Annotated in this window: 20 protein-coding genes; 11 read left to right on the forward strand and 9 right to left on the reverse strand. The window is 50.5% G+C overall.

Going from position 1 to position 19729, the window contains the following annotated elements; all coding sequences use genetic code 11:
- The first annotated feature begins 2 nt into the window (after positions 1-2).
- A complete protein-coding gene (locus H6G89_RS16465) occupies positions 3-3278 on the forward strand; it encodes an alpha-mannosidase (RefSeq protein WP_190508252.1) in 3276 nt (1091 codons plus the stop codon).
- Between the two features lie 69 nt (positions 3279-3347).
- Here the strand turns inward: H6G89_RS16465 and psbN are convergent, their stop codons facing one another.
- Positions 3348-3479 carry a photosystem II reaction center protein PsbN gene (gene psbN, locus H6G89_RS16470; RefSeq protein ID WP_190508254.1) on the reverse strand — a complete coding sequence of 44 codons (132 nt, stop codon included), beginning with the start codon at positions 3477-3479 and terminating at the stop codon, positions 3348-3350.
- A 256-nt stretch (positions 3480-3735) separates the two neighbouring features.
- Between psbN and psbH the strand changes: the two genes are divergently transcribed.
- From psbH to H6G89_RS16495, 5 genes are all read left to right on the forward strand, one after another.
- The gene (psbH, locus tag H6G89_RS16475) at positions 3736-3939 is read left to right on the forward strand and encodes a photosystem II reaction center phosphoprotein PsbH (protein WP_190508256.1); all 204 of its coding nucleotides are present in this window, start codon (positions 3736-3738) and stop codon (positions 3937-3939) included.
- Positions 3940-4177: 238 nt separating this feature from the next.
- Entirely contained in the window at positions 4178-4504 is a 327-nt protein-coding gene (locus H6G89_RS16480) for a TatA/E family twin arginine-targeting protein translocase (protein WP_190508258.1), read from the forward strand.
- 21 nt (positions 4505-4525) lie between these two features.
- Positions 4526-5152, forward strand: coding sequence for an aminoacyl-tRNA hydrolase (gene pth / locus H6G89_RS16485; protein ID WP_190508260.1), 627 nt, complete (start codon positions 4526-4528; stop codon positions 5150-5152).
- Positions 5153-5713: 561 nt separating this feature from the next.
- The gene (locus H6G89_RS16490; protein WP_190508263.1) at positions 5714-5911 is read left to right on the forward strand and encodes a hypothetical protein; all 198 of its coding nucleotides are present in this window, start codon (positions 5714-5716) and stop codon (positions 5909-5911) included.
- A 15-nt stretch (positions 5912-5926) separates the two neighbouring features.
- A complete protein-coding gene (locus tag H6G89_RS16495; RefSeq protein WP_190508265.1) occupies positions 5927-6190 on the forward strand; it encodes a DUF3146 family protein in 264 nt (87 codons plus the stop codon).
- 1 nt (position 6191) lies between these two features.
- On the opposite strand, the gene H6G89_RS16500 is transcribed toward H6G89_RS16495, so the two are convergent.
- The 3 genes from H6G89_RS16500 to ntcA form a co-directional block, all read right to left on the reverse strand.
- Positions 6192-6647, reverse strand: a complete 456-nt coding sequence (locus H6G89_RS16500; protein ID WP_190508267.1) for a pre-16S rRNA-processing nuclease YqgF — start codon at positions 6645-6647, stop codon at positions 6192-6194.
- A gap of 16 nt (positions 6648-6663) precedes the next feature.
- Entirely contained in the window at positions 6664-8025 is a 1362-nt protein-coding gene (locus H6G89_RS16505) for a DUF3084 domain-containing protein (protein WP_190508269.1), read from the reverse strand.
- Between the two features lie 477 nt (positions 8026-8502).
- The gene (gene ntcA, locus H6G89_RS16510) at positions 8503-9174 is read right to left on the reverse strand and encodes a global nitrogen regulator NtcA (RefSeq protein WP_190508271.1); all 672 of its coding nucleotides are present in this window, start codon (positions 9172-9174) and stop codon (positions 8503-8505) included.
- Between the two features lie 571 nt (positions 9175-9745).
- Between ntcA and fabI the strand changes: the two genes are divergently transcribed.
- The gene (fabI, locus tag H6G89_RS16515) at positions 9746-10522 is read left to right on the forward strand and encodes an enoyl-ACP reductase FabI (protein WP_190508273.1); all 777 of its coding nucleotides are present in this window, start codon (positions 9746-9748) and stop codon (positions 10520-10522) included.
- 22 nt (positions 10523-10544) lie between these two features.
- Here the strand turns inward: fabI and H6G89_RS16520 are convergent, their stop codons facing one another.
- Complete coding sequence (locus tag H6G89_RS16520) at positions 10545-10961, reverse strand: hypothetical protein (RefSeq protein WP_190508534.1); 417 nt, start codon at positions 10959-10961, stop codon at positions 10545-10547.
- 761 nt (positions 10962-11722) lie between these two features.
- Positions 11723-12427, reverse strand: a complete 705-nt coding sequence (gene lipB / locus H6G89_RS16525; RefSeq protein WP_375539697.1) for a lipoyl(octanoyl) transferase LipB — start codon at positions 12425-12427, stop codon at positions 11723-11725.
- Positions 12428-12592: 165 nt separating this feature from the next.
- On the opposite strand from lipB, the gene hpf reads away from it, so the two are divergent.
- Together hpf and H6G89_RS35740 are read left to right on the forward strand one after the other, a co-directional pair.
- On the forward strand, positions 12593-13234 hold the full coding sequence (gene hpf / locus H6G89_RS16530; protein ID WP_190508275.1) for a ribosome hibernation-promoting factor, HPF/YfiA family: 642 nt from the start codon (positions 12593-12595) through the stop codon (positions 13232-13234).
- 38 nt (positions 13235-13272) lie between these two features.
- On the forward strand, positions 13273-13395 hold the full coding sequence (locus H6G89_RS35740; RefSeq protein WP_255519436.1) for a hypothetical protein: 123 nt from the start codon (positions 13273-13275) through the stop codon (positions 13393-13395).
- A 135-nt stretch (positions 13396-13530) separates the two neighbouring features.
- Here the strand turns inward: H6G89_RS35740 and H6G89_RS16535 are convergent, their stop codons facing one another.
- The 3 genes from H6G89_RS16535 to H6G89_RS16545 are packed head-to-tail and all read right to left on the reverse strand — an operon-like array spanning position 13531 to position 17120.
- Positions 13531-15636 (reverse strand): Eco57I restriction-modification methylase domain-containing protein, encoded by a 2106-nt coding sequence (locus H6G89_RS16535; RefSeq protein WP_190508277.1) that lies wholly within the window; start codon positions 15634-15636, stop codon positions 13531-13533.
- Positions 15633-16304 (reverse strand): SOS response-associated peptidase, encoded by a 672-nt coding sequence (locus H6G89_RS16540; RefSeq protein WP_190508279.1) that lies wholly within the window; start codon positions 16302-16304, stop codon positions 15633-15635. The genes H6G89_RS16535 and H6G89_RS16540 overlap by 4 nt, the downstream gene beginning before the upstream one ends.
- A 21-nt stretch (positions 16305-16325) precedes the next feature.
- Positions 16326-17120 (reverse strand): RecB family exonuclease, encoded by a 795-nt coding sequence (locus H6G89_RS16545; RefSeq protein ID WP_190508281.1) that lies wholly within the window; start codon positions 17118-17120, stop codon positions 16326-16328.
- Positions 17121-17449: 329 nt separating this feature from the next.
- Between H6G89_RS16545 and H6G89_RS16550 the strand changes: the two genes are divergently transcribed.
- Positions 17450-18661 (forward strand): M20 family metallopeptidase, encoded by a 1212-nt coding sequence (locus tag H6G89_RS16550; protein WP_190508283.1) that lies wholly within the window; start codon positions 17450-17452, stop codon positions 18659-18661.
- 647 nt (positions 18662-19308) lie between these two features.
- Positions 19309-19713, forward strand: a complete 405-nt coding sequence (locus H6G89_RS16555) for a hypothetical protein (protein ID WP_199336759.1) — start codon at positions 19309-19311, stop codon at positions 19711-19713.
- The last annotated feature ends 16 nt before the right edge of the window (positions 19714-19729 follow it).

Consider the following 19729-nt stretch of genomic DNA (forward strand, 5'->3'; position numbering starts at 1 on the left):
AGATGACCGACTCTGTTGCATCCGTCCCGACTTCCTCTGACGAACGTGTTAATTCCCAAATTGTAAAGTTCATTGAGGCAACCATCACCCGTCTGCGTCAACTAACCCAACGCTCAGTGCAGTCTAACTGGCGCATTCATCTAGGCGATCTGCCTGTGGGAGCGGCGACCCGTTCGGATACCTGGCTAACCTGGGAGATGGGCACCTGCAATGCTCGTGATCATGTTGCCTGGGTCAGGGGGCAGCAAGTGTTGTGGTTGGGACAACGAATTGTCATTCCTCCCGATTTGCAGGGCTATCCCCTGGAGGGATTAACGCTACGGTTGTCCTTGATCTGGTGGGCACAACTGGCAGAAGTTTTTGTCAACGGCGAATTGGTACAAGCAGGCGATCTCTTCGACACCTCCGCCCGGATTGTCTTGAGTACCAATGCTCAACCTGGAGAGGCGATCGCTGTAGCCCTGCGACTCGTCAGCCCTGGTCATGACGATGGGGCACTGGTGCGATCGCTTTGTCTGTATGAGCGAGCCGATGGAGTCGTTAACCCTTGCCCGGAACCCGGCTTTATCGCAGATGAATTGGCGGTATTACAGCACTACCTCACCCAATTTGCTCCCGATCAACTGGAAGGACTGGCAAAAGAACTCAATGCGATCGACTGGTCGAGTGTAGGCAACCGTTCAATCTTTGAGCGATCGCTGACCACCTTGCGGGAACAGTTGCAATCCTTTGGCACATGGATTAAACAGCGGCAAATTGCGTTACTGGGACACGCTCACCTCGACCTGGCATGGTTGTGGACGGTAGATGAAACCTGGGATGCCGCAGAACGCACCTTTAACTCCGTGCTGAACCTGCAAAAGGATTTCCCGGAATTAATCTTTTGTCATTCCAGCCCAGTTCTGTATGAGTGGGTCGAGCGCAACCGACCGGAGTTATTTACTGCCATCCAACAACGGGTGGCTGAAGGACGCTGGGAAGTTGCTGCCGGATTGTGGGTTGAGCCGGAGCTAAACGTCGTCAGTGGCGAGTCGATCGCCCGTCAAGTGCTCTACGGACAGCATTACACCGAAGCAAAATTTGGAAAAGTCAGTGCGATCGCCTGGTTGCCCGACAGCTTTGGCTTTTGCTGGCAGTTGCCGCAGATTTTGACTCAAGGAGAAATCACCTATTTCGTCACCCAAAAGCTGCGCTGGAACGACTCCACCCAGTTTCCCTACGAGTGGTTTCAGTGGCGATCGCCCGACGGCAGCGAAATCCTCAGTTTCAACTCGCCCCCCATTGGGGAAGGCATCGACCCGGTTAAGATGGCGCACTATGCCGTCAATTGGGAAGCGAAAACGGGCATCCCCATGGCTCAGTGGCTCACCGGAGTTGGCGATCATGGCGGTGGCCCTACTCGTGACATGCTGACCGTTGCCCGTCGCTGGCAACAATCCCCCTTCTTTCCGACCCTCAGCTTCAACTCAGCAGAACAGTACCTGGTGAAGATTGAAGAAGGAAGAGAGAAAAAAGAAATTCAAGAAGTTACTCCCCACTCCCCACTCCCTACTCCCTACTCCCTACTCCCCACACCCCACACCCCACACCCCACACCCCACACCCCGCTCCCCGTTTGGAACAACGAACTCTACCTGGAATTCCATCGCGGCTGCTACACGACTCACGCCGACCAAAAACTGTGGAACCGTCGCTGTGAGCGATCGCTTTACCAGGCAGAACTCTTTGCCTCGATCGCCACTCTGTTAACCGGGGCGACCTATCCCAAAGCGGAGCTAGAGACAGCGTGGAAAAAGGTGTTGTTCAATCAGTTCCACGATATTTTGCCGGGATCAGCGATTCCTGAAGTGTATGAGGATGCCGATCCGGAGTGGCAAACCGCACTGCAAACAGCAACTTCGATCTTGAAGACCTCACTGGAAGCGATCGCCGCTCACATAGCTCCAGTGGCTCCCCCGCAACCCCACAGTTACCCGGTTCTTGTCATCAACTCGTTAAATTGGGCACGGTCAGAAGTCGTGGCGATCGCCCTGCCTCATCCGCCAGCCGAGGGTTATCAGTGGCAAGTCTGCACCCCCACTGGCGAGTCGCTACTGACTCAAGTGGAAAAAACCTCTCTGTATTGCCTCACACCCACCATTCCTGGTATCGGCTATACGTTACTGTGGCTCTGTCAGTGTCCGATTTCCGCTGAGACTCCCGATCCGGCTCCAGCAGAATGGACAATGGAGAACGACTATGTGCGGGTCGAGGTTGATCCAACCACCGGAAATCTTGCCCGTGTGTTCGACAAGGTGTATCAGCGTGAGGTGTTAAGTGCTCCGGGCAACCAACTGCAAGCCTTTCGCGATAGCGGTCAATATTGGGATGCCTGGAATATCGACCCCAACTACGCTCAACATGCTCTCCCTGAGCCAATTCTCACTTTGATTGAATGGGTGGAATGGGGAGCGATCGCCCAACGGATTCAAGTGAGACGGATGCTGGGACAATCTGAGTTTTGCCAGGATTACGTTCTCACGACCAACTCATCCATGCTGAAAATTGAAACCACGGTCGATTGGCAAGAACGAGCCGTGATGGTGAAAGCGGCGTTTCCCCTGAACGTCACCAGCGATCGCGCTACTTACGAGATTCCCTTTGGAGCGATCGCCCGCCCGACGCGACCCACAACTCCCCATGACAAAGCCAAATGGGAAGTGCCCGCTTTACAATGGGCAGACTTGGGTGATGACGAATATGGCGTCAGTTTGTTGAACGACTGCAAACACGGCTACGACAGCCAACCTTCCCAACTACGGCTGACTTTGCTGCGGAGTGCGAGTTGGCCTAACCCCAACGCCGATCGCGGCATGCATCAATTTACCTATGCGCTCTATCCCCATGGGGGTGACTGGCGATCGGCGGAGACGGTTCACCGGGGCTACGAACTCAACCAACCACTGCACGTTAACTTCAATCCTGCTATGTCTTCCCAATCAGGCACTCTGCCACCTGTGGGGCAATTCCTCAACCTTGAAGTGAAAAATCTGATTTTGTCAGCCTTTAAGCAATCGGAAGACAGCTCCAATCGCTGGATTCTCAGAGGCTACGAGTGTCACGGCGAATCGGCTTTGGTGAACCTGGCAAACACAGAATCCGCTTTACTGAATTCGGTACTCGACCTTCCAAGCTTCGCCCCAACTAACCTGCTGGAGCGACAAATTCCAGAGAGCCAACCTTCATCAGCGATCGCCCTTAATCCCTGGAAGATCATCACCCTTTCTATTCCAACTTAGGATCGTAGAGCTAATAAATCTGCCAAAAGAGACGCGATTAATCGCGTCTCTCTCCTTTAGCCTTTATCCCTAATCTTCGTGATCTTCAAATGGATCATCTAATTCTTTAGAAGGTGGCCCAAACGACGTATAGATCGCCATGCCCGTAATAGCGACCAAAATGGCACCAATAGAAATACTCAGAACGGTTGCGGGTTCCATAAGCAGATTTTTTTAATTCGGAGAATTTTCTTACAATATTCTCTAATTATTGTAGAAGATTTGAAACAAAAGTTTTCATTTTTGGGGCGATCGCTTGTTGATCTCAGTCATCCCGGTTGATGTAACAAATTTTCATATTTGATCTACCCCCTTTAGCTTTTGCTTAAGCTTTAGCTGGTAGACTCTTATATAATGCACCGCTTTTAATAAGGTGTATTGCGGAAAATTAAAGTTTTGTATCAATCGCAGGTTAAACATGGCACAGCGCACTCGCCTGGGAGATGTTCTCAAGCCCCTGAATTCTGAATACGGTAAAGTTGCTCCAGGTTGGGGCACCACCCCTCTGATGGCAGTTTTCATGCTTCTATTCTTCGTCTTTCTGTTAATCATTCTGCAAATTTACAACTCATCCTTGCTGTTGGAGAACGTAGACGTAGACTGGCAAAGCCTGGGTCGCTAGTCAGTGTAGGTTCTTCATCCTAATTGGCTACTCGATACTCCAAAGAGTATGCGATGCCCTGAAAGTTTCTCAGGGCTTTTTTAATACATAGCGGTGTGGAGCAATTTTCTCAATAAGCTAAGTGTTCCAGAGCAATGGATGAGATGTTAGGGTAAAGCAAGAATCGCGATCGCCCCGATTTTGGGCGAGATGTTTAGCGGACTGGCGAGAAGTCCGGGCAATTTCAGGAGGATGTGTTGTGAATATCTTTGGGATTGGCTTGCCTGAAATGGCATTGATTATGGTTCTAGCATTGTTGATCTTTGGTCCTAAAAAGCTACCAGAGATTGGCAAGAGCCTGGGGAAAGCCATTCGTGGTTTTCAAGAAGCCTCAAAGGAATTTGAGAATGAGTTTAAGAAAGAGGCAGAACGCCTGGAGAAAGTCGTCTCAACTCCCATGGAAGCCAAATTAGAAACACCTCAGAAGGCACTGGTGGCAACAACCCCTGAAGCAGAGGAACCCACAGAGCAAATCGCCGAGATTGTAGCTGAGGAAGCCCCTGTTAGTCAGTCACAACAGGGCTAGATACAACGTACGGGGACTTGGATGGCAACAGCAGACTCTTCTGCCCTGGTGATTCCCCAACTGATTGTGGGGTTGGGGAATCCCGGTGAAAAATATAATCAAACACGCCACAACATCGGGTTTGAAGCGATTGATCAGCTAGCCCGACGGTGGGGAGTTGCGCTTTCTGAAAATCGCAAGTTTCAGGGAGTTTTTGGCGAAGGTCGTGCTCCTAAAGTAGATAAAATTCGTCTGCTCAAGCCTCTCACTTACATGAACCTGTCAGGACAGTCGATGCGGGCAGTTATCGATTGGTATAAGCTTCCCCCGGAGTCTGTCCTGGTCATCTACGACGATATGGATCTGCCCTTGGGCAAACTACGATTGCGGCTCTCTGGCTCCGCAGGCGGACACAATGGCATGAAATCAGCGATCGCCCATCTGGGAACTCAGAACTTCCCTCGACTACGAATCGGCATTGGTGCGCCTAAAGTAGTCGCCGAAAACAAAGACACTATTTCTCACGTCTTAGGACAGTTCTCGAAAACAGAAGCCGCAACTGTCTCTGAGGTGTTGCATTTGACGACTGATGCGGTGGAAATGAGCCTGCGAGAGGGAATTGCTAAAGCCATGAGCCTCTATAACAATCGTGTTGTTGGCAGTGAATAGGGGATCAATAGTTAGTCAATCCAATTATTGGAGGACTTTGAGCCTCACCAAGGTCTTGACCCAACTAAAAACATCCGTACTGAGTACAGGTGCGAAGCGCGCCTTTGGGTAAACCGAGACACCTTCTGCTAGGGGGTTTGTGGGAAATTCCCACAATGCCTGGTTTTCAAACGCTTGAAGCAACCCTGCACCCAACCTGGAAGGAAGCAGAGATCTGTGTACAGAGTAGCTTGCTAAGGGGGACAGCGACAGCCGGGGATGAATTAGAGGCGTCCTTCTATCAGATTGGTATAAAGACCGTAAAAATGCGCTGTAAAAACGGGCTGTATAGACACGATTAATCGCCTCTCTCTCCCCGTTTGATGTCAGTCTTCGGTATTTTCCTGGGAAACCTAGATCTAGACAGAAGTTGTAATTAGTTAACGTTCTCTCTTCCATACCCAGGAGATCTGACTCGTGCTAGATAGGTTTAATTCAGATACACAATCTAGAAATTCTAAAGAAGCGGCTCCCATTTTTTCTCAGAAGCTCGTTGAACGATGCCATATCAGTCTCCCAGATATGTCTCACCCCGTTGGAGCGATCGCCTACGAGGGTCAGTATTATGCGTATGTCAAGTTCTTTCCAACGGTTGAAGCCGCCCAACGTGGGGCTGATCGCTTGATCGAGAAGGGAAATGCAGTCATTTTGACCCGAATTCCGAAGGGTTTGGTGTTATGGGTACACGAACCAGAGGCTAAACTGGCAAGAAAGCCTTAATCATCAAACACTACCGTGAGTTCTAAGCGTCTACCTGAAACCACTGCCCACGTTCGCATTACAGGTCAGTCTTGGCAGCAAGGCAAAATTGAGGGTGAGGTAAGAGCCAGCGATTATGAATGGCAATTCCAGTGGCGGTTTCGGCAGGGAGAGCTATTGGTGGAACCTTCCCTGGGGCGATCGCTGATCAAAGAGCCATTAGAGCGTTTCTTAGAGAAGTGTGACTATCAGTTGGAGTTGGGAGGCGATTACTCTTTCACCATTCGTGCAGAAATTTAGGCTACTCCCGCACACCCAGCCCATCCGTCAACTGGTGCAAATATCGCTCAATCAGCAAAATTGCAACAATGTCGTCAATGGGACGGGGGATGCTTCGCATTCCCTGAGGAATCAACCGATTCAGCCCTCGTGCGGGATACATTTGCCAGTAGCGATCGCGAGCCTCTAAGGTGCTGTATCGCTCATTCACCAAGACAATGCGGAGAGGTTCAGCAAGTTCCTGAGTCAACTTCTGTTTCCAGGTTTGTGCGGTTGTTTGATCCCCCATCACTAACAGCGAAATGGGAAACTGTTGACGCAGTGTTCCAATGGTGGCGATCGCAGCTTCGGCAGCGACGACTTGATGATAATACAAGTTGCGATCGAGCCCCATGACGGCCAGACCACACTTCTGGCGACCCGGATCAAAGCCGAGAATCACGGGCTGACTCAACCCCGTATTGAGAGAAGATGTCATTCTGAAATTTCACTTTTCATGGAGTACGAGTACTAAAGAGAACTTGTCCATTCTGGACGGCAACCAACTCCAGGCGAATCGGTCCAGCTGTATAAGTTGCTTCGGCAGTGACAGCCTGAATATCAACAGCCTGGTTATATTGCCGCAACCGTTCAAAGAAGGTAGAAACCGTTTCGGATCGACCATCGGCAATTTGGATACCATCACTCAAGATACCAGCCTGCCGAGCGCGAAACTGTGCTGCTGCCAGCAATAGGTTAATGCGGTCAATTAACCGCTCGTTGTCCATTGCCCCCGGCTCAATCGCAGTAGCAGCGACGAGTTCTCCCGCTTCAAAGATGATTTCGTTGCGTGCAGCGGTGACATACACCTGGATGCAGGGCTCACCCGCTAAAACGCACGGCTCACCGACCACATAGTTGCCTGCTGACAGCACTCGCACGACGTAATCTTGCCCACTCTCAATTTGATTGGTGAGTTGCTCAACTTGCTCATTTGTAATGCGAATGACCTGCTCATCAAAGTTCTCAGTGCCGGGACGAATGCGTTGTAGGGCAATTCGGTTTGCCTCCCGCAAAATCTGGTCAACGGCGCGTGGCGCAGCACTCGGGTTGACAATGCGCACGATCCCCGATGCCAGGGGTTGATTTCGCAACAGGGCAACATTGCCCGATCGCAACCGCCGCAGATCTTGCAGTTCCTGTTCTAGCAATTGCACTTCTTCGGCTAGCAGAGTGCGCTGTTCTTCCAGCGTTCGGAGTTGCGTTTCTCGCTCGGCGATCGCCCGGTTTCGTGCGGCAATCTCGGCATCCCGTTGGGCGACTTGTTGTCGGCGATCGGCTTCGAGTTGCTGAATGTCTGCCCGCAGAGAAGTCGCTTGTTGCGAAACGGTTTGCAGCAAGCTTTGAGCACGGCGATAGTTCGCTGCGACCTGGCTCAGTTGACTCTGAGTGCTGTTGAGTTCTGTTTCGGTGCGATTACGTTGAGCGATGGCACGCTGCAAGGATTGGTTGATTTCCCGCAACCGACGTTCAGCCGCGATCTGTTCATTCAAAGCCGTGTCTCGTTCGACCTGTGCCTCTTCGCGCTCCCGAACCGCAGCATCCCGTTCGATTTCAGCGTTGCGCTTGTCAGCTTGGATTTCTTGATAATCAAACACCCCTCGTCGCAGTTGCTCATCGACGGCAAACAATAGCGCAAAGGTGGAGGCTGAGATGATGGTGCCTGTGAGAATGGTGATGAAGGTCGCCGTTTGCCGAGGACGCATTTTAAAGAGGCTGAGCCGCGCCTTGCCCACTTGCATACCGAGGCGATCGCCCACGGTTGCGATCACCCCTCCTAACACTAAAATTGCTGCGATTAGGACTAATGCGGTCATGTATGGTCAGCTCTGCGCGAAGCTCAGATACAGCCTACTGTATTCTGAATCGAGTCGATGCAGTTAGACAGACTAACTTCAAAAATCAAATGCAAAGTATATAGCAACCGAGGGGTTGGTTAGGACGGGGTGCAGGGGCGCAGCCCCCACATCCCTTGTATTAACTGTCTCGGCATTAACTGTCTTTACAGTTGCTATAGCAGTTCTAATGAGTTGTAAGATAAGCGACTTGTGAGAGGTGCACCCCGTTGGGGTACGCCGCTCACAACCTATTTGGGATTGCCTATATAAGCGGGACTGAGCATTGCTAAGTACTGCTATTCATAGATAGGGTTTGGAAATAAAACCAGGGGGGTGCGGGGGCTGCGCCCCCAGCCAGGGGTTCCACCCCTGCACCCCAAATTCCCACCCTTATTTACGACGAGTTTTACTAAGTCCCTGGAGTGACGAGATTGGATGATATTGAAATTACGCGCTTTAAGTGAATTGCTGACTCAGTGCCACTGGATTGTAGACCGTAATTTTTTTCTTGTGAATTGAAATCATCTTGTCTTGCCGCAGATCACCCAATAGTCGAGTTACCGTAACCCGTGTAGAACCAATTGCTTCGGCGATCGCTTGATGAGATAGCTTCAGGTCAATCGTGATGCCATCGGCGGTTGGGACGCCAAAATCGCGGCAGAGAATTAACAGAAAGCTCACCAGACGGGAACCCATGTCTCGATGCGCCAGCGTCTCGATCATCATCTCGGTTTGTAGAATCCGCGACGACAAACCCTGCAACATCACCATCGACAGTTCAGGATTTTCCTTCAACGCCTTCTGAAATTGCTCAATCGGCACCGATAACAATTCGACAGGGGTAAACGCCACGGCATGATAAAACCGATCTGCCCGTTGCCCTGTAATCAGCGATAGCACCCCAAAGACACTGTTTTCGCGCAACAGTGCCACAGTAATCTCTTCCCCTGCCTCGTAAACACGAGACAGTTTGACGGCTCCTTTTAACAAGAAATAGACCCGTTCAGCCGGATCACCAGGGAAAAAAATTGTCTTACCTCGTTCAAACGTCTCCACCACAGGGGGAAACGCGCCGCCTCCAATTTGGCGGAATACATTCGCAAGTGGCTTATCTTGCGTTACAACCATAGCTTCCTCCCCTCCCGGTGCCCCAACCTTAGTTCATGCATAATCATGTGGATTACACATGCTGCAACGAATCGATGACTTTAGAACACTTAAACTTAACTTCGTGATACTTTTTTGTATCAGCTATTACCAAATCTGGAATGAATGAAGTCTGTTATACAAACTAGTGTGACTCACTTCTACTTTTTATAGCCATAGTTGATGAGGTTTGACGTGTGAGCAGGGGCAAACCCCTTGGCTGGAGACGAGGCTTCAACCCTTTATTGTCTTACCTTAAACAGCGATCGCTGTAAGTAAAATTTCGGTTGACACACGAATGAGGTTGATTGAAAGAAGACTCAATATAGCAATGTAGTCTAGAATACACGTTCTTATTCTCTCAATGACAGGAGATCAAATCTCTTCCCCCCTATCTTTATGTCCCTATTTTTCAGTATTCTCCTATAGCAATCGAAGAGTGGATCAGAATGGAATGCAGGGGTAAACCCTTTATATTGAGGGCAAAGACCTCAATCCATCATTGTTCTGACCGTTTTAACGGTTGCTATAATTGCGCTTTCAGTGAGTTGTCATGCTGAACCTGACCGGAAAAAACGCCCTCGTAACGGGCATCGCCAATAACCGCTCGATCGCCTGGGGGATCGCTCAGCAGCTACACGCGGCTGGGGCAAACCTGGGAGTGACCTATCTGCCCGATGATAAAGGTCGATTTGAGAAAAAAGTAGCTGAACTCGTCGAACCGTTGCAGCCCAGTTTGTTTTTGCCCTGTGATGTGCAGAATGATGCTCAAGTCCAGGAAACGTTTGACACGATTCGTGATAGGTGGGGCAAGTTAGATATTCTGATTCACTGTTTGGCGTTTGCCAATAAAGATGATCTGACGGGAGACTTTAGTAATGTCTCCCGTCAGGGCTTTGATTTGGCGTTAGAGGTGAGTGCTTACTCGTTGATTCAACTGAGCCGTGCTGCAAAGCCGCTCATGACGGAAGGAGGCAGCATCGTCACGTTGACGTATTTGGGAGGCGTGAAGGTTATTCCCAATTACAACGTCATGGGCATTGCAAAGGCAGCCCTGGAAATGAATGTGCGTTATTTGGCGGCTGAGTTGGGTCCGCAAAACGTTCGGGTGAACGCCATCTCGGCGGGTCCGATCCGGACGCTGGCATCCTCTGCCGTCGGTGGCATTCTTGATATGATCCACCATGTTGAGGAAACGGCTCCTTTGCGCCGGACGGTCACACAGGCTGAAGTGGGCAATGCGGCTGCATTCTTGTGTAGTGACCTATCAAGCGGCATCACTGGACAAATTCTTTATGTTGATGCGGGCTACGAGATTATGGGTATGTAATCAGACTGATCTGGAGGGCTACTTAGAGATAGTCCTTCAGAAAGTCAAACACATGGTCTTCCCAACAGGGTTCGGGAAAACGGTTTAACAAATTCGCGAGGATGTCGGCTTCGATCTCCTCGATCGCCTCTTGCAAAAATAGGTCTGCTAATGCCTTGAGGTCGCGATCGCGCAACGGAGACAGAGGCATGGCGTAACTGTGGGGTTGCGCTACGAGGGAGGATGCAACCTGATGGGCACCAGCCGAAACACTGACATGAAGCAAATCACCCTGCGAGGAAATCGCGCCTGGAGGATTCCGATGCGTTGAATCCGATCGCGATGTAGCGGAGTGTTCGCTCAGCCGTTCAGCTTTTTTCTGCAACAAAGCCTGAGAGCTATGCTGCACAAGCTCTGTCAAAGCTGGGTCATGGCTACTGGGGCTAGAGATAGGAAGCATTGAGTTCAACAAGGGTCGCTCATTTGTTAATTATGTTTAAGTTTCTCTAATAATGCACCCTGAGAACTGGAGAGGGAGATAGCGAACAGAAAACAGCAGGATTTAGGAGGAGAATCATTCCCTGGCTCCTTTGGTTTCCTAACTTCCACCGTTTGCTGTCCTAAAGATTGTGGATCTAATAAATCCGCAAACTGTAAAGGCGGGTCTAGCAGATCAATCTGCACGCTGCAATGGATTTGATAGCAAAACCCGCCCCTGCCTAATCTCAAACTGATTGAATTCCCATTCCTAAACTATGGCTGTGGCAAAAACTGGGCTGAATGCAGTAACTACTCAGTGAACGGTTGTGCTGAAGTTTTTGATTTTAAAACTTTCTAGAGAGGGATTGGGCTTCTTGTGGTGCCCGTCGGACTTAAACCAACAACACTTACCCGCAGATGTACGCTTTTACCAGCTAAAAATCAGTATTAATCAGCACACAACAGTTTTCCAAACACAGTTTTCCAAACACAGTTCTCTAAACACAGTTCTCTAAACACAGTTCTCTAAACACAGTTCTCTAAACACAGTTCTCTAAACACAGTTCTCTAAACACAATGGTTTACTGGGGGCATGGCTTAACCTCAATTCGGGTTAAGCAGCCCAGCGGCTCAACTCGCGGACTACCAGACATCAGGAATTTGCCCAACTAACGCGGGTCGGTTTTGCTCGCAGTGCAGCAGTTTCAATCGCTAAAGTTCTGATCCCGAACTTAGACTGGCTTACAGATTGAGGGTGGTTAGTTCGGTGGGGTAAAGGTCGATCGCAAAAACGTCAGCAAAAGCTGTGGCGACTTGTTGCTGCACTTGAGCCATCTCAACCCCAGGAAGCCACTGCGCTAGACTCCCGACAGGCTTATCGGCAATGCCACAGGGGACGATATGGGAGAAGCCGCTGAGATCGGGGCACACATTCAACGCAAACCCATGCATGGTGATCCAACGGCTCACCTTGATGCCGATCGCGGCAACTTTGCGCCCCTCGACCCAAACCCCGGTCAGCCCAGAGATACGTTCTCCCTGCAATCCATACTGGCTCAGCACACGGATCAGCACCTCTTCAAGCTGACGCAAATACCAGTGCAGATCGCGTTGATAGTGATTCAGATTGAGAATGGCGTAGCCAACAAGTTGACCAGGGCAATGATAGGTCACCTCGCCCCCTCGTTCTGTGCGAACTACTTGCCACTCTGTATGTGTGGGATCAAATTTCAAAAAGCCGGGGTCTGATCCCTGCCCCAACGTATAAACAGGTGGGTGTTCCAACAAAAACAGCACATCGGTTTGACGGGGATCAGCGCGACGACTCTCGACTAGCGATCGCTGCCACTGCCAAGCGCGATCATAAGGCACCAACCCCGGTGTCACCAGATAACACCCCCGTTTTTGGATTGGTTCAGACAGGAGAGGTTGAATTAGCTTGTTCAAAATTTGCTAGGAGATCAAGAGTAATTTGACGCAATTTTGGTTAATCTCAACCATGTTCAAATCAAGAATTATCACGGGATGCAAAAGAATTTTAAACGACACTGTTGCCCAGAATACAAGGTGCTAGGGTAAAAACATAACCCAAATCCTCAGGGGAGGAAGCTTATGAAGCTCGTTATTCAGGGCAAAAATATCGAAATCACAGAAGCCATCCATGAGTATGTGCATCAAAAGATTGAGAAAGCAGTGAATCACTTTCAAAGTCTAACCACCGAAGTGGATGTTCATCTGTCTGTTGCCCGCAATCCCCGAATTAACCCCAAACAGACAGCAGAAGTCACTATTTATGCCAACGGCGCAGTTGTGCGGGCAGAGGAGAGCAGCGAAAACCTCTATGCCAGTATTGACATGGTTGCCGATAAAATTACTCGTCAGCTTCGCAAATATAAGGAAAAACGGCAAGACAAGAGCAAAGCAGCTGTCAAGACGACTGATGCTCTCAATGAACAATCGGTTGCGCCCACGCTGATTACCCGCACTCCAGAGTTGCCTCCCCAGGTCATCAGAACTAAATATTTTGCAATGCCTCCGATGACTGTGGAAGAAGCATTGGAGCAGTTAGAGTTAGTCGATCACGATTTCTACATGTTTCTTAATGCAGAAACAGGTGAGATCAACGTGATCTATGAGCGCAACCATGGCGGATATGGCGTGATTCAACCGCGTCACTCCAATGGCAATGGCAATGGCAAAGCTGTTGCTTCGACCAACGGTGCCTCAAAGAACTTGCACCATACCAAGGTCTAAGTACAGCTATTCACAGATAAGGGGTTGGAAACATAGCTTTGGTCAGAAAGCTTAAGGCAATAGCTCAAACCCTGATGCTGGGAAAACTTCCTGACTCGCCTCCGCCCCGTCAAATGGAGCTACGGCTATACTTGCCTTTGAAACCGGGTTTTCTTTGTTGAAGTTCCAGGGTGTTGGAACTACGGAAGAAACCCGGTTTCTTTGTGCCGTTTATTCTTCATCGTTTATCCTTTTCTTCTCCCCTGTTCTCCTGGGTAGACGCGATGAATCGTGCCTCTTCCCTTTCCTTTGATCCTTCATCTTTTCTTGTTTCTCGCTTCCCCATCCCACGCTTCAACCTGCTCGATCTCGGTCGTGGTTAAGCCGTATAACTCATAGACCAGGTGATTGATCTGGCGATCGCACAATTCCACTAATTCCACAGATTCCCGTGATTGTCCCTGGAGGAGACGCCAATTAACCAGCTCAAGCAGTTGGCAATAGAGAGAGTGGTTTGCGGTGATTTTTTCAGTGGGGCGATCGCCCACGTTTTCCAGGTCAGGCGGTGGAATGGGAATCTGTTTGAGTTGGGGTGGTCCCACTCGCAAATACCCTCCTTGCAGACTGTTGCCGCCAAAGTGGCTAACAAAATAGAGCCGAATGAGGCTGCTGTTCAAAATTCCCAGAAGGTAGCGCAGGTCAACCGTTGAACAAACCACCGACGTCGATTTGCCTGCCAAAATGCCTCCAGTGGCATCAAGGGCACATTCTAAGCCTTGTGTCATGCCAGCGACCACGATTTTGGGTTGAGACGCCTGTTGCCAGCGTTTTTGGGGTAACTGCTGAGCTTGCGATCGCCCCACCACAGGGTGCCAGTAGCTCGCTCCCAAATACCGCAATGGTTTCTGACCCCACAACAAACAATAGCGATCGATCGTGCCACTGTTGACCATTCGCAGATCTCCGGGCTCTGGCTCTGGTTTGTCTTGAAGGAGCGATCGCAGGTCATACGCCTCGGCAACGGTGGCGGCTCCAGTGACTTGAGCAATCTCAGCCAATGGGGGAAATTTGAGTCGCAGTTCAGCGAGCCAGAGTGCTGATGCGTTGGGGGAGGAGAGCAACCAGGGCTGCTCAGGGTGGCGGGTGTAGAGGGCATAGTCGAAGGAATGCGATCGCTCCACTACCGGAGCAGAGGCATCCCCGACCAGAGTCATCTGTGCGTACTCAACAGATGATAGCGATGTCGCAATTCCTTTTTGCGCGATGAACACCAAAGGATAGGCTGCTGCCGCAAACACTGGCACACGGGAGTAGTCGTGAATCGCCAGGAGGTGGTTGTCACGGGTGAGGAGCGATCGCACCTTTGCCGCATAGGTCGCCGATGCCAGTTTGTTAGGGACGACAAAGCTCAGCACCCCCCCCGGTTTGCACAGTTCCAACCCCTTCTCAATAAATACGCAAAACAGATCCCAGTTGCCGACAGCAGTTTGATAGTGAGTCGTGCAATACCGTCGCCATTCGGGCAATAGGGCTGTCATCCACTCAGAGTCAAGGTAAGGGGGGTTGCCCACCACCCCATCAAATCCGCCCGCCTCTGTGAGGACAGGAAAGGTTTGGTGCCAATCAAAATTGATGAGGGCATTGCCGCACTGGAGATTGTGATCCAGGTTGGGCAGTGAACCAGGGGGATCGGATTCGCCAATCAGCAGTTGCAACCAGAGGGAAAGCTTAGTGACAGCGATCGCCTGAGGGTCAATGTCTACCCCAAAAATGCAATCCAGGAGAAGCGATCGCCGCTTTTCGTAGGGTAAGTGGGCGGCGTGTGCCTCTAACAACCGTTGGTAAGCTGTCAGCAGAAACACCCCCCCACCACAGGCAGGGTCTAGAACGGTGGGTCTGGGGTTAGACAGTCGATCGAGTGTGTTGTGGAGGATGTCATTGGCGATCGCCCGTGGTGTGTAATACGATCCCCCCGTCTTTTGGACGGAAGGGTTTTGAGTGCTGCCATGAGAATTTGTGATCTCCCACTGGCTCAAACACCGTTCGTATGCCTGTCCTAAAAGCTCAACCCCGATCGCTGTTGTCCACGCGGTTTCAAGCTGGATGAGCGTATCGCAGAGCAGGTCATCCGGGATGATCAGGTGCCTATTTAAGGGAAGCAAAAGGGATGGATAACTTGTATTGACAACCTGGATTAAGTGCTGCAACCGCCCGTAAATATCACTCTCTCGTTGCAGGCGATGGAGGTGTCCTGCTGAAATCAGGCGATACTGTTCGCACAATTTCAACCCTAAAAGGTTGATGATCAAGTTCTGAATCGGGTAGTTGCGTTCGGATGGAGATAGCGCGGGCTGTTGCTGAGTGAGGTAGGTGGCGATCGCTCGTTGCCAACGCTCAACCTGTCGCAGTAGCCCTTCACTCATGCGCCGATCGGTTCAACACAAGTGGGATCGTCATACTTCGGGCTATTCATCCGAGGACTCACCGGATAGCTCATCATCGGGTCAGTGTCATAAGGCTGCAAGAGTGCCTCGAGTCGGTCGGTTTGTTGCATATCAGGGTCGAGCCAGAGATCGTAATCCTGAGGATGAAGAATTACAGGCATCCGATCATGAATCGAACTCAGGAGATCGTTTGCCTCGGTTGTCAAAATCGTGCAGGAGTCAATCTCACTCCCGTCGGCTCCCTGCCAGTGCTCCCACAATCCAGCAAAGGCAAAAGGCTGGTGCGATCGCATCTGAAAATAGTAAGGTTGTTTGCCTGTGTCCGATCGCTGCCATTCATAAAAGCCATCGGTTACAACCAGACATCGTCTACGCTTAAATGCTGCTCGAAAGGAGGGTTTCTCCGCTACTGTCTCCGCCCGTGCGTTGATCAGGCGTGCGCCCATCTTAGGGTCTTTTGCCCACGAGGGAATTAACCCCCAATACAGCAATTGAAAGTGCCGTGGCTCGTCTGCCATGGCGAGAACGACGGGGGCAGGTTGGGTGGGGGCAATGTTGTAGCGAGGCATCACATCCGGTTCGACACTGAGTTGAAACGTCTCAGCGATCGCCTTTCCCGTTTGCCCTAACGAAAACCGTCCGCACACTGCCCTCTGCTCCCAAATTGATCAAAGGCTCAATACGAGTTGTAGCCCACTTTCGGGTTTGCTGTCCTCTGGCAAAGGATCGGGATCTACATTCACCGCCGGACAATAGCGCGCGTAGGCACAGCGATCGCACTGATCTCCCGGAAACGGCGACCAACGGCGATCGTGTCGCAGTTGCAAGGCTAACTCGCCAATCAGTGACTCAACCTGCTGCCGATGATGAGGTGTAACATCAAAGCTAATTTTTTCTCCGCTGCGAAGGTAAAGCAAGCTCAACCGCTTTAAGCTACGCCGATAGCGTTGCTCCAGTGCCAAAAAATACAGCCCGATCTGCAAATCCATCTCATCGGGGTGCATCAGGTCGATGTCCTTAGAGGATTTGTAGTCAATTAACTCCAGCCCATCGTCTAGATAATCGAGGCGATCATACCGTCCTGTTAAAAGAAACTCGACGTTTTCAACTTGCAACGTCCCCTGAATTCTGCCTTCCACTGCGAGTGGTCGCCGCAACGAACTTTGATTAGCGATGAACGTATGATAATAACGCTGTAGGATTGATCGTCCCTCAGTCACCTGATTCGGAGTTAGATCGCGGGTCTGCTGACTCCAACAATGCTCCAGCCAATCAAACTGAGGAATGGCATCCTGATAGTGCCAATCTCGATAAATTTGTGCCAATGCTTGATGCAGTGAGGTTCCCAGGACGGCTGAGCTAAAAAACGCCGCTCCGGGCAACCGCCGCTCATACCGAAAATAATACGCTTGGGGACAACGATAATATGCCTGTAGCTTAGCGGCGGAGATCGAGTACGTCATAATCACCTGAAGCAGAGAGTGGCAGATCAAGAGCGGCAGGTCACAACCAACACCAACGACCCACACCTATAGCAGAACGCGACTCATGATTTCCATTCACTCTACCATGACGCTATAGGTAGTGTCTAAGCTAAAATTTCTGATCGCGATCGCCACATTCAGTGTTTCTTGTCCCTACTCAGCCAGAGGCGGTTTTGACAAAATTCGCGTTCCTAAGCCATAATCTCATCACACAAAAGGCAATTTTGGGAACCCTAGTAACAGAACTATTGCCCCTTTAAGACAGATCAAGTCTTTATCATGGGTTAAAGCCCTTTATCGCAGTCGTAATGCTGAGCCGAATTAAAGATATTGCCGCCAGTCTTGCCCCTCGCCTCATTGAGATTCGTCGTCACCTCCACAGCAACCCCGAACTGAGTGGTCAAGAATATCAAACTGCTGCCTATGTGGCAGGGGTCATGTCCTCCTGTGGGTTGCGTGTGCAAGAACTGGTTGGCAAGGTGGGAGTCGTAGCCGAGCTAGCCGGAACCGGGGAAGATTCTCGATTACTCGCCATTCGGACGGACATGGACGCTCTCCCGATTCAGGAGCGTACCGGGTTAGACTTTGCCTCTCGCCAACCAGGCATCATGCACGCCTGTGGTCATGATGTCCACACAACCGTTGGCTTGGGTACGGCAATGGTCTTGTCTCAACTGGCAGAAGCATTACCGGGCAACATCCGATTTCTCTTTCAACCTGCCGAAGAAACGGCTCAAGGGGCAAACTGGATGATTCGGGATGGGGCAATGAATGGAGTATCGTCAATCTTGAGTGTTCATGTGTTTCCCACAATCCCCGCAGGTTGTGTTGGCATCCGCTATGGAGCACTGACAGCAGCAGCAGACGATCTAGAGTTGACGATCATTGGAGAGTCAGGGCATGGGGCACGCCCCCACGAGGCGGTTGATGCGATCTGGATTGCCTCTCAGGTGATCACGACGCTGCAACAGGCGATTAGCCGCACCCAAAATCCACTGCGTCCTGTCGTGCTGACCATTGGTCAAATTCAAGGAGGACGAGCTCCCAACGTGATTGCCGATCAGGTGCGTATGACGGGCACAGTGCGATCGCTTCACCCTGACACCAGCGCAACCCTGCCCAACTGGATCGAGCAGATTGTAGCGAGTGTCTGCCAATCTTATGGGGCACGGTATGAAATGAACTACAAACGGGGGGTTCCCTCGGTATTAAACAACTCACCGTTGACTCAGATTGTTGAAACAGCAGCAGAGGAAGCTTGGGGCAGCGATCGCGTCCAGATCTTGCTGGAACCTTCCCTCGGAGCCGAAGATTTCTCCCTTTATCTACAACACGCCCCCGGAACAATGTTTCGTCTGGGGGTCGCCTTTCCCGACCAACCCAACTACCCCCTCCATCATCCTCAGTTTCATGTCGATGAAGCATCGATTGTGACAGGAGTTGTCACCATGGCATATTCTGCTTACCTGTATTGGCAACGGGGTGATCATCGTGACGGGGGAGCAGATTTACCTCGCTAGCACATGACAGCCCAGAAGACCTGAGAAGTTTTACGGTCGCCGATGTTGTTTTAGTCGTTTAGACTAAAACAACTTAAAGGCATCTATCCAGTCGCAAGACCATCAGGCTCAGGGGTGTGACGTGCTCCGGGTCTGAGTTTTCGTCTGCATTGCATTCTAATCAACCACAGGACTTGCGCAGTTAGATCCCCTAACCCTCTCAAAAGGGGGCTTCCGGAGTTCTCTTTTTAAGGGGGCAAGGGGGGATCAAAGTTTTATAGTGACCGAAGGGTTGGTTAGGACGGGGTGCAGGGGTGGAACCCCTGGCTGGGGCGGCAGCCCCCACACTCCCTTGTATTAACTGTCTCCACCGTTGCTATACGCTTCAAGTGTGTAATTCCTAAGCCATTCAATGGCTATGACTCAGCTCTTTCAGATGTTTGACCAGCGACACGTCTAATCAGGGAAATGGTGCATCGCTATTTGAAAGAGTCAAACCTTCCACTGTGATTTACTCACCGATCACTAAACCTTGAAGTTTGGCTGAAGGAACATTGTTTTTAGAGCCAATCAGATGGGAATGATCTAGATTGAGGCAAATAATTGACTTCAACAGGTGGGATGGTAAAAATTTGCTGCAACCCATTCATGGTTCTGATAAACTTGCCATGCTTTCCAATGTAGACTTGCGATTAGATACCCTTTCATCCGTAAAAGATTCTCCAGTGTCTTACTCAGACTCGATTATCGGCGCAGCCATTTTTGACTTAAGCGGTTTACCAAAAGAGTATTTCACAACTGCTGAGAGTAATGATGTAAGTTGGGTTCAAACCATTTTTCAAGCATTGGGTTTACAATCGCTGCTGATATCCTCGCTGCGATTGGAGGGGTTTCGCCATGCCGTCGTCCACGGTTCTGGATATCGAGCGATCGTTGTTCGTCAAAGAGCCCGGTATACCGCTCTATTAGTACGCCAATCAGATCAAGCGACAATTTCCAACGAGTTTATTCAGTGGTCGCTCGAATTTGAACCTAGAACCCTGAGAACCCACCCTAGATTCAGCACGATTTGAAGTTCGTTTTCGTTAG

Origin of the sequence: Oscillatoria sp. FACHB-1407, assembly GCF_014697545.1 — a bacterium.
Lineage (GTDB): Bacteria > Cyanobacteriota > Cyanobacteriia > Elainellales > Elainellaceae > FACHB-1407.

Coding starts and splice junctions, on each gene's coding strand:
- H6G89_RS16465 (WP_190508252.1), top strand. CDS start 3: ATGACCGACTCTGTTGCATCCGTCCCGACTTCCTCTGACGAACGTGTT.
- psbN (WP_190508254.1), bottom strand. CDS start 3,479: ATGGAACCCGCAACCGTTCTGAGTATTTCTATTGGTGCCATTTTGGTC.
- psbH (WP_190508256.1), top strand. CDS start 3,736: ATGGCACAGCGCACTCGCCTGGGAGATGTTCTCAAGCCCCTGAATTCT.
- pth (WP_190508260.1), top strand. CDS start 4,526: ATGGCAACAGCAGACTCTTCTGCCCTGGTGATTCCCCAACTGATTGTG.
- H6G89_RS16490 (WP_190508263.1), top strand. CDS start 5,714: ATGTCTCACCCCGTTGGAGCGATCGCCTACGAGGGTCAGTATTATGCG.
- H6G89_RS16500 (WP_190508267.1), bottom strand. CDS start 6,647: ATGACATCTTCTCTCAATACGGGGTTGAGTCAGCCCGTGATTCTCGGC.
- H6G89_RS16505 (WP_190508269.1), bottom strand. CDS start 8,025: ATGACCGCATTAGTCCTAATCGCAGCAATTTTAGTGTTAGGAGGGGTG.
- ntcA (WP_190508271.1), bottom strand. CDS start 9,174: ATGGTTGTAACGCAAGATAAGCCACTTGCGAATGTATTCCGCCAAATT.
- fabI (WP_190508273.1), top strand. CDS start 9,746: ATGCTGAACCTGACCGGAAAAAACGCCCTCGTAACGGGCATCGCCAAT.
- H6G89_RS16520 (WP_190508534.1), bottom strand. CDS start 10,961: ATGCTTCCTATCTCTAGCCCCAGTAGCCATGACCCAGCTTTGACAGAG.
- hpf (WP_190508275.1), top strand. CDS start 12,593: ATGAAGCTCGTTATTCAGGGCAAAAATATCGAAATCACAGAAGCCATC.
- H6G89_RS16535 (WP_190508277.1), bottom strand. CDS start 15,636: ATGAGTGAAGGGCTACTGCGACAGGTTGAGCGTTGGCAACGAGCGATC.
- H6G89_RS16545 (WP_190508281.1), bottom strand. CDS start 17,120: ATGACGTACTCGATCTCCGCCGCTAAGCTACAGGCATATTATCGTTGT.
- H6G89_RS16550 (WP_190508283.1), top strand. CDS start 17,450: ATGCTGAGCCGAATTAAAGATATTGCCGCCAGTCTTGCCCCTCGCCTC.
- H6G89_RS16555 (WP_199336759.1), top strand. CDS start 19,309: ATGCTTTCCAATGTAGACTTGCGATTAGATACCCTTTCATCCGTAAAA.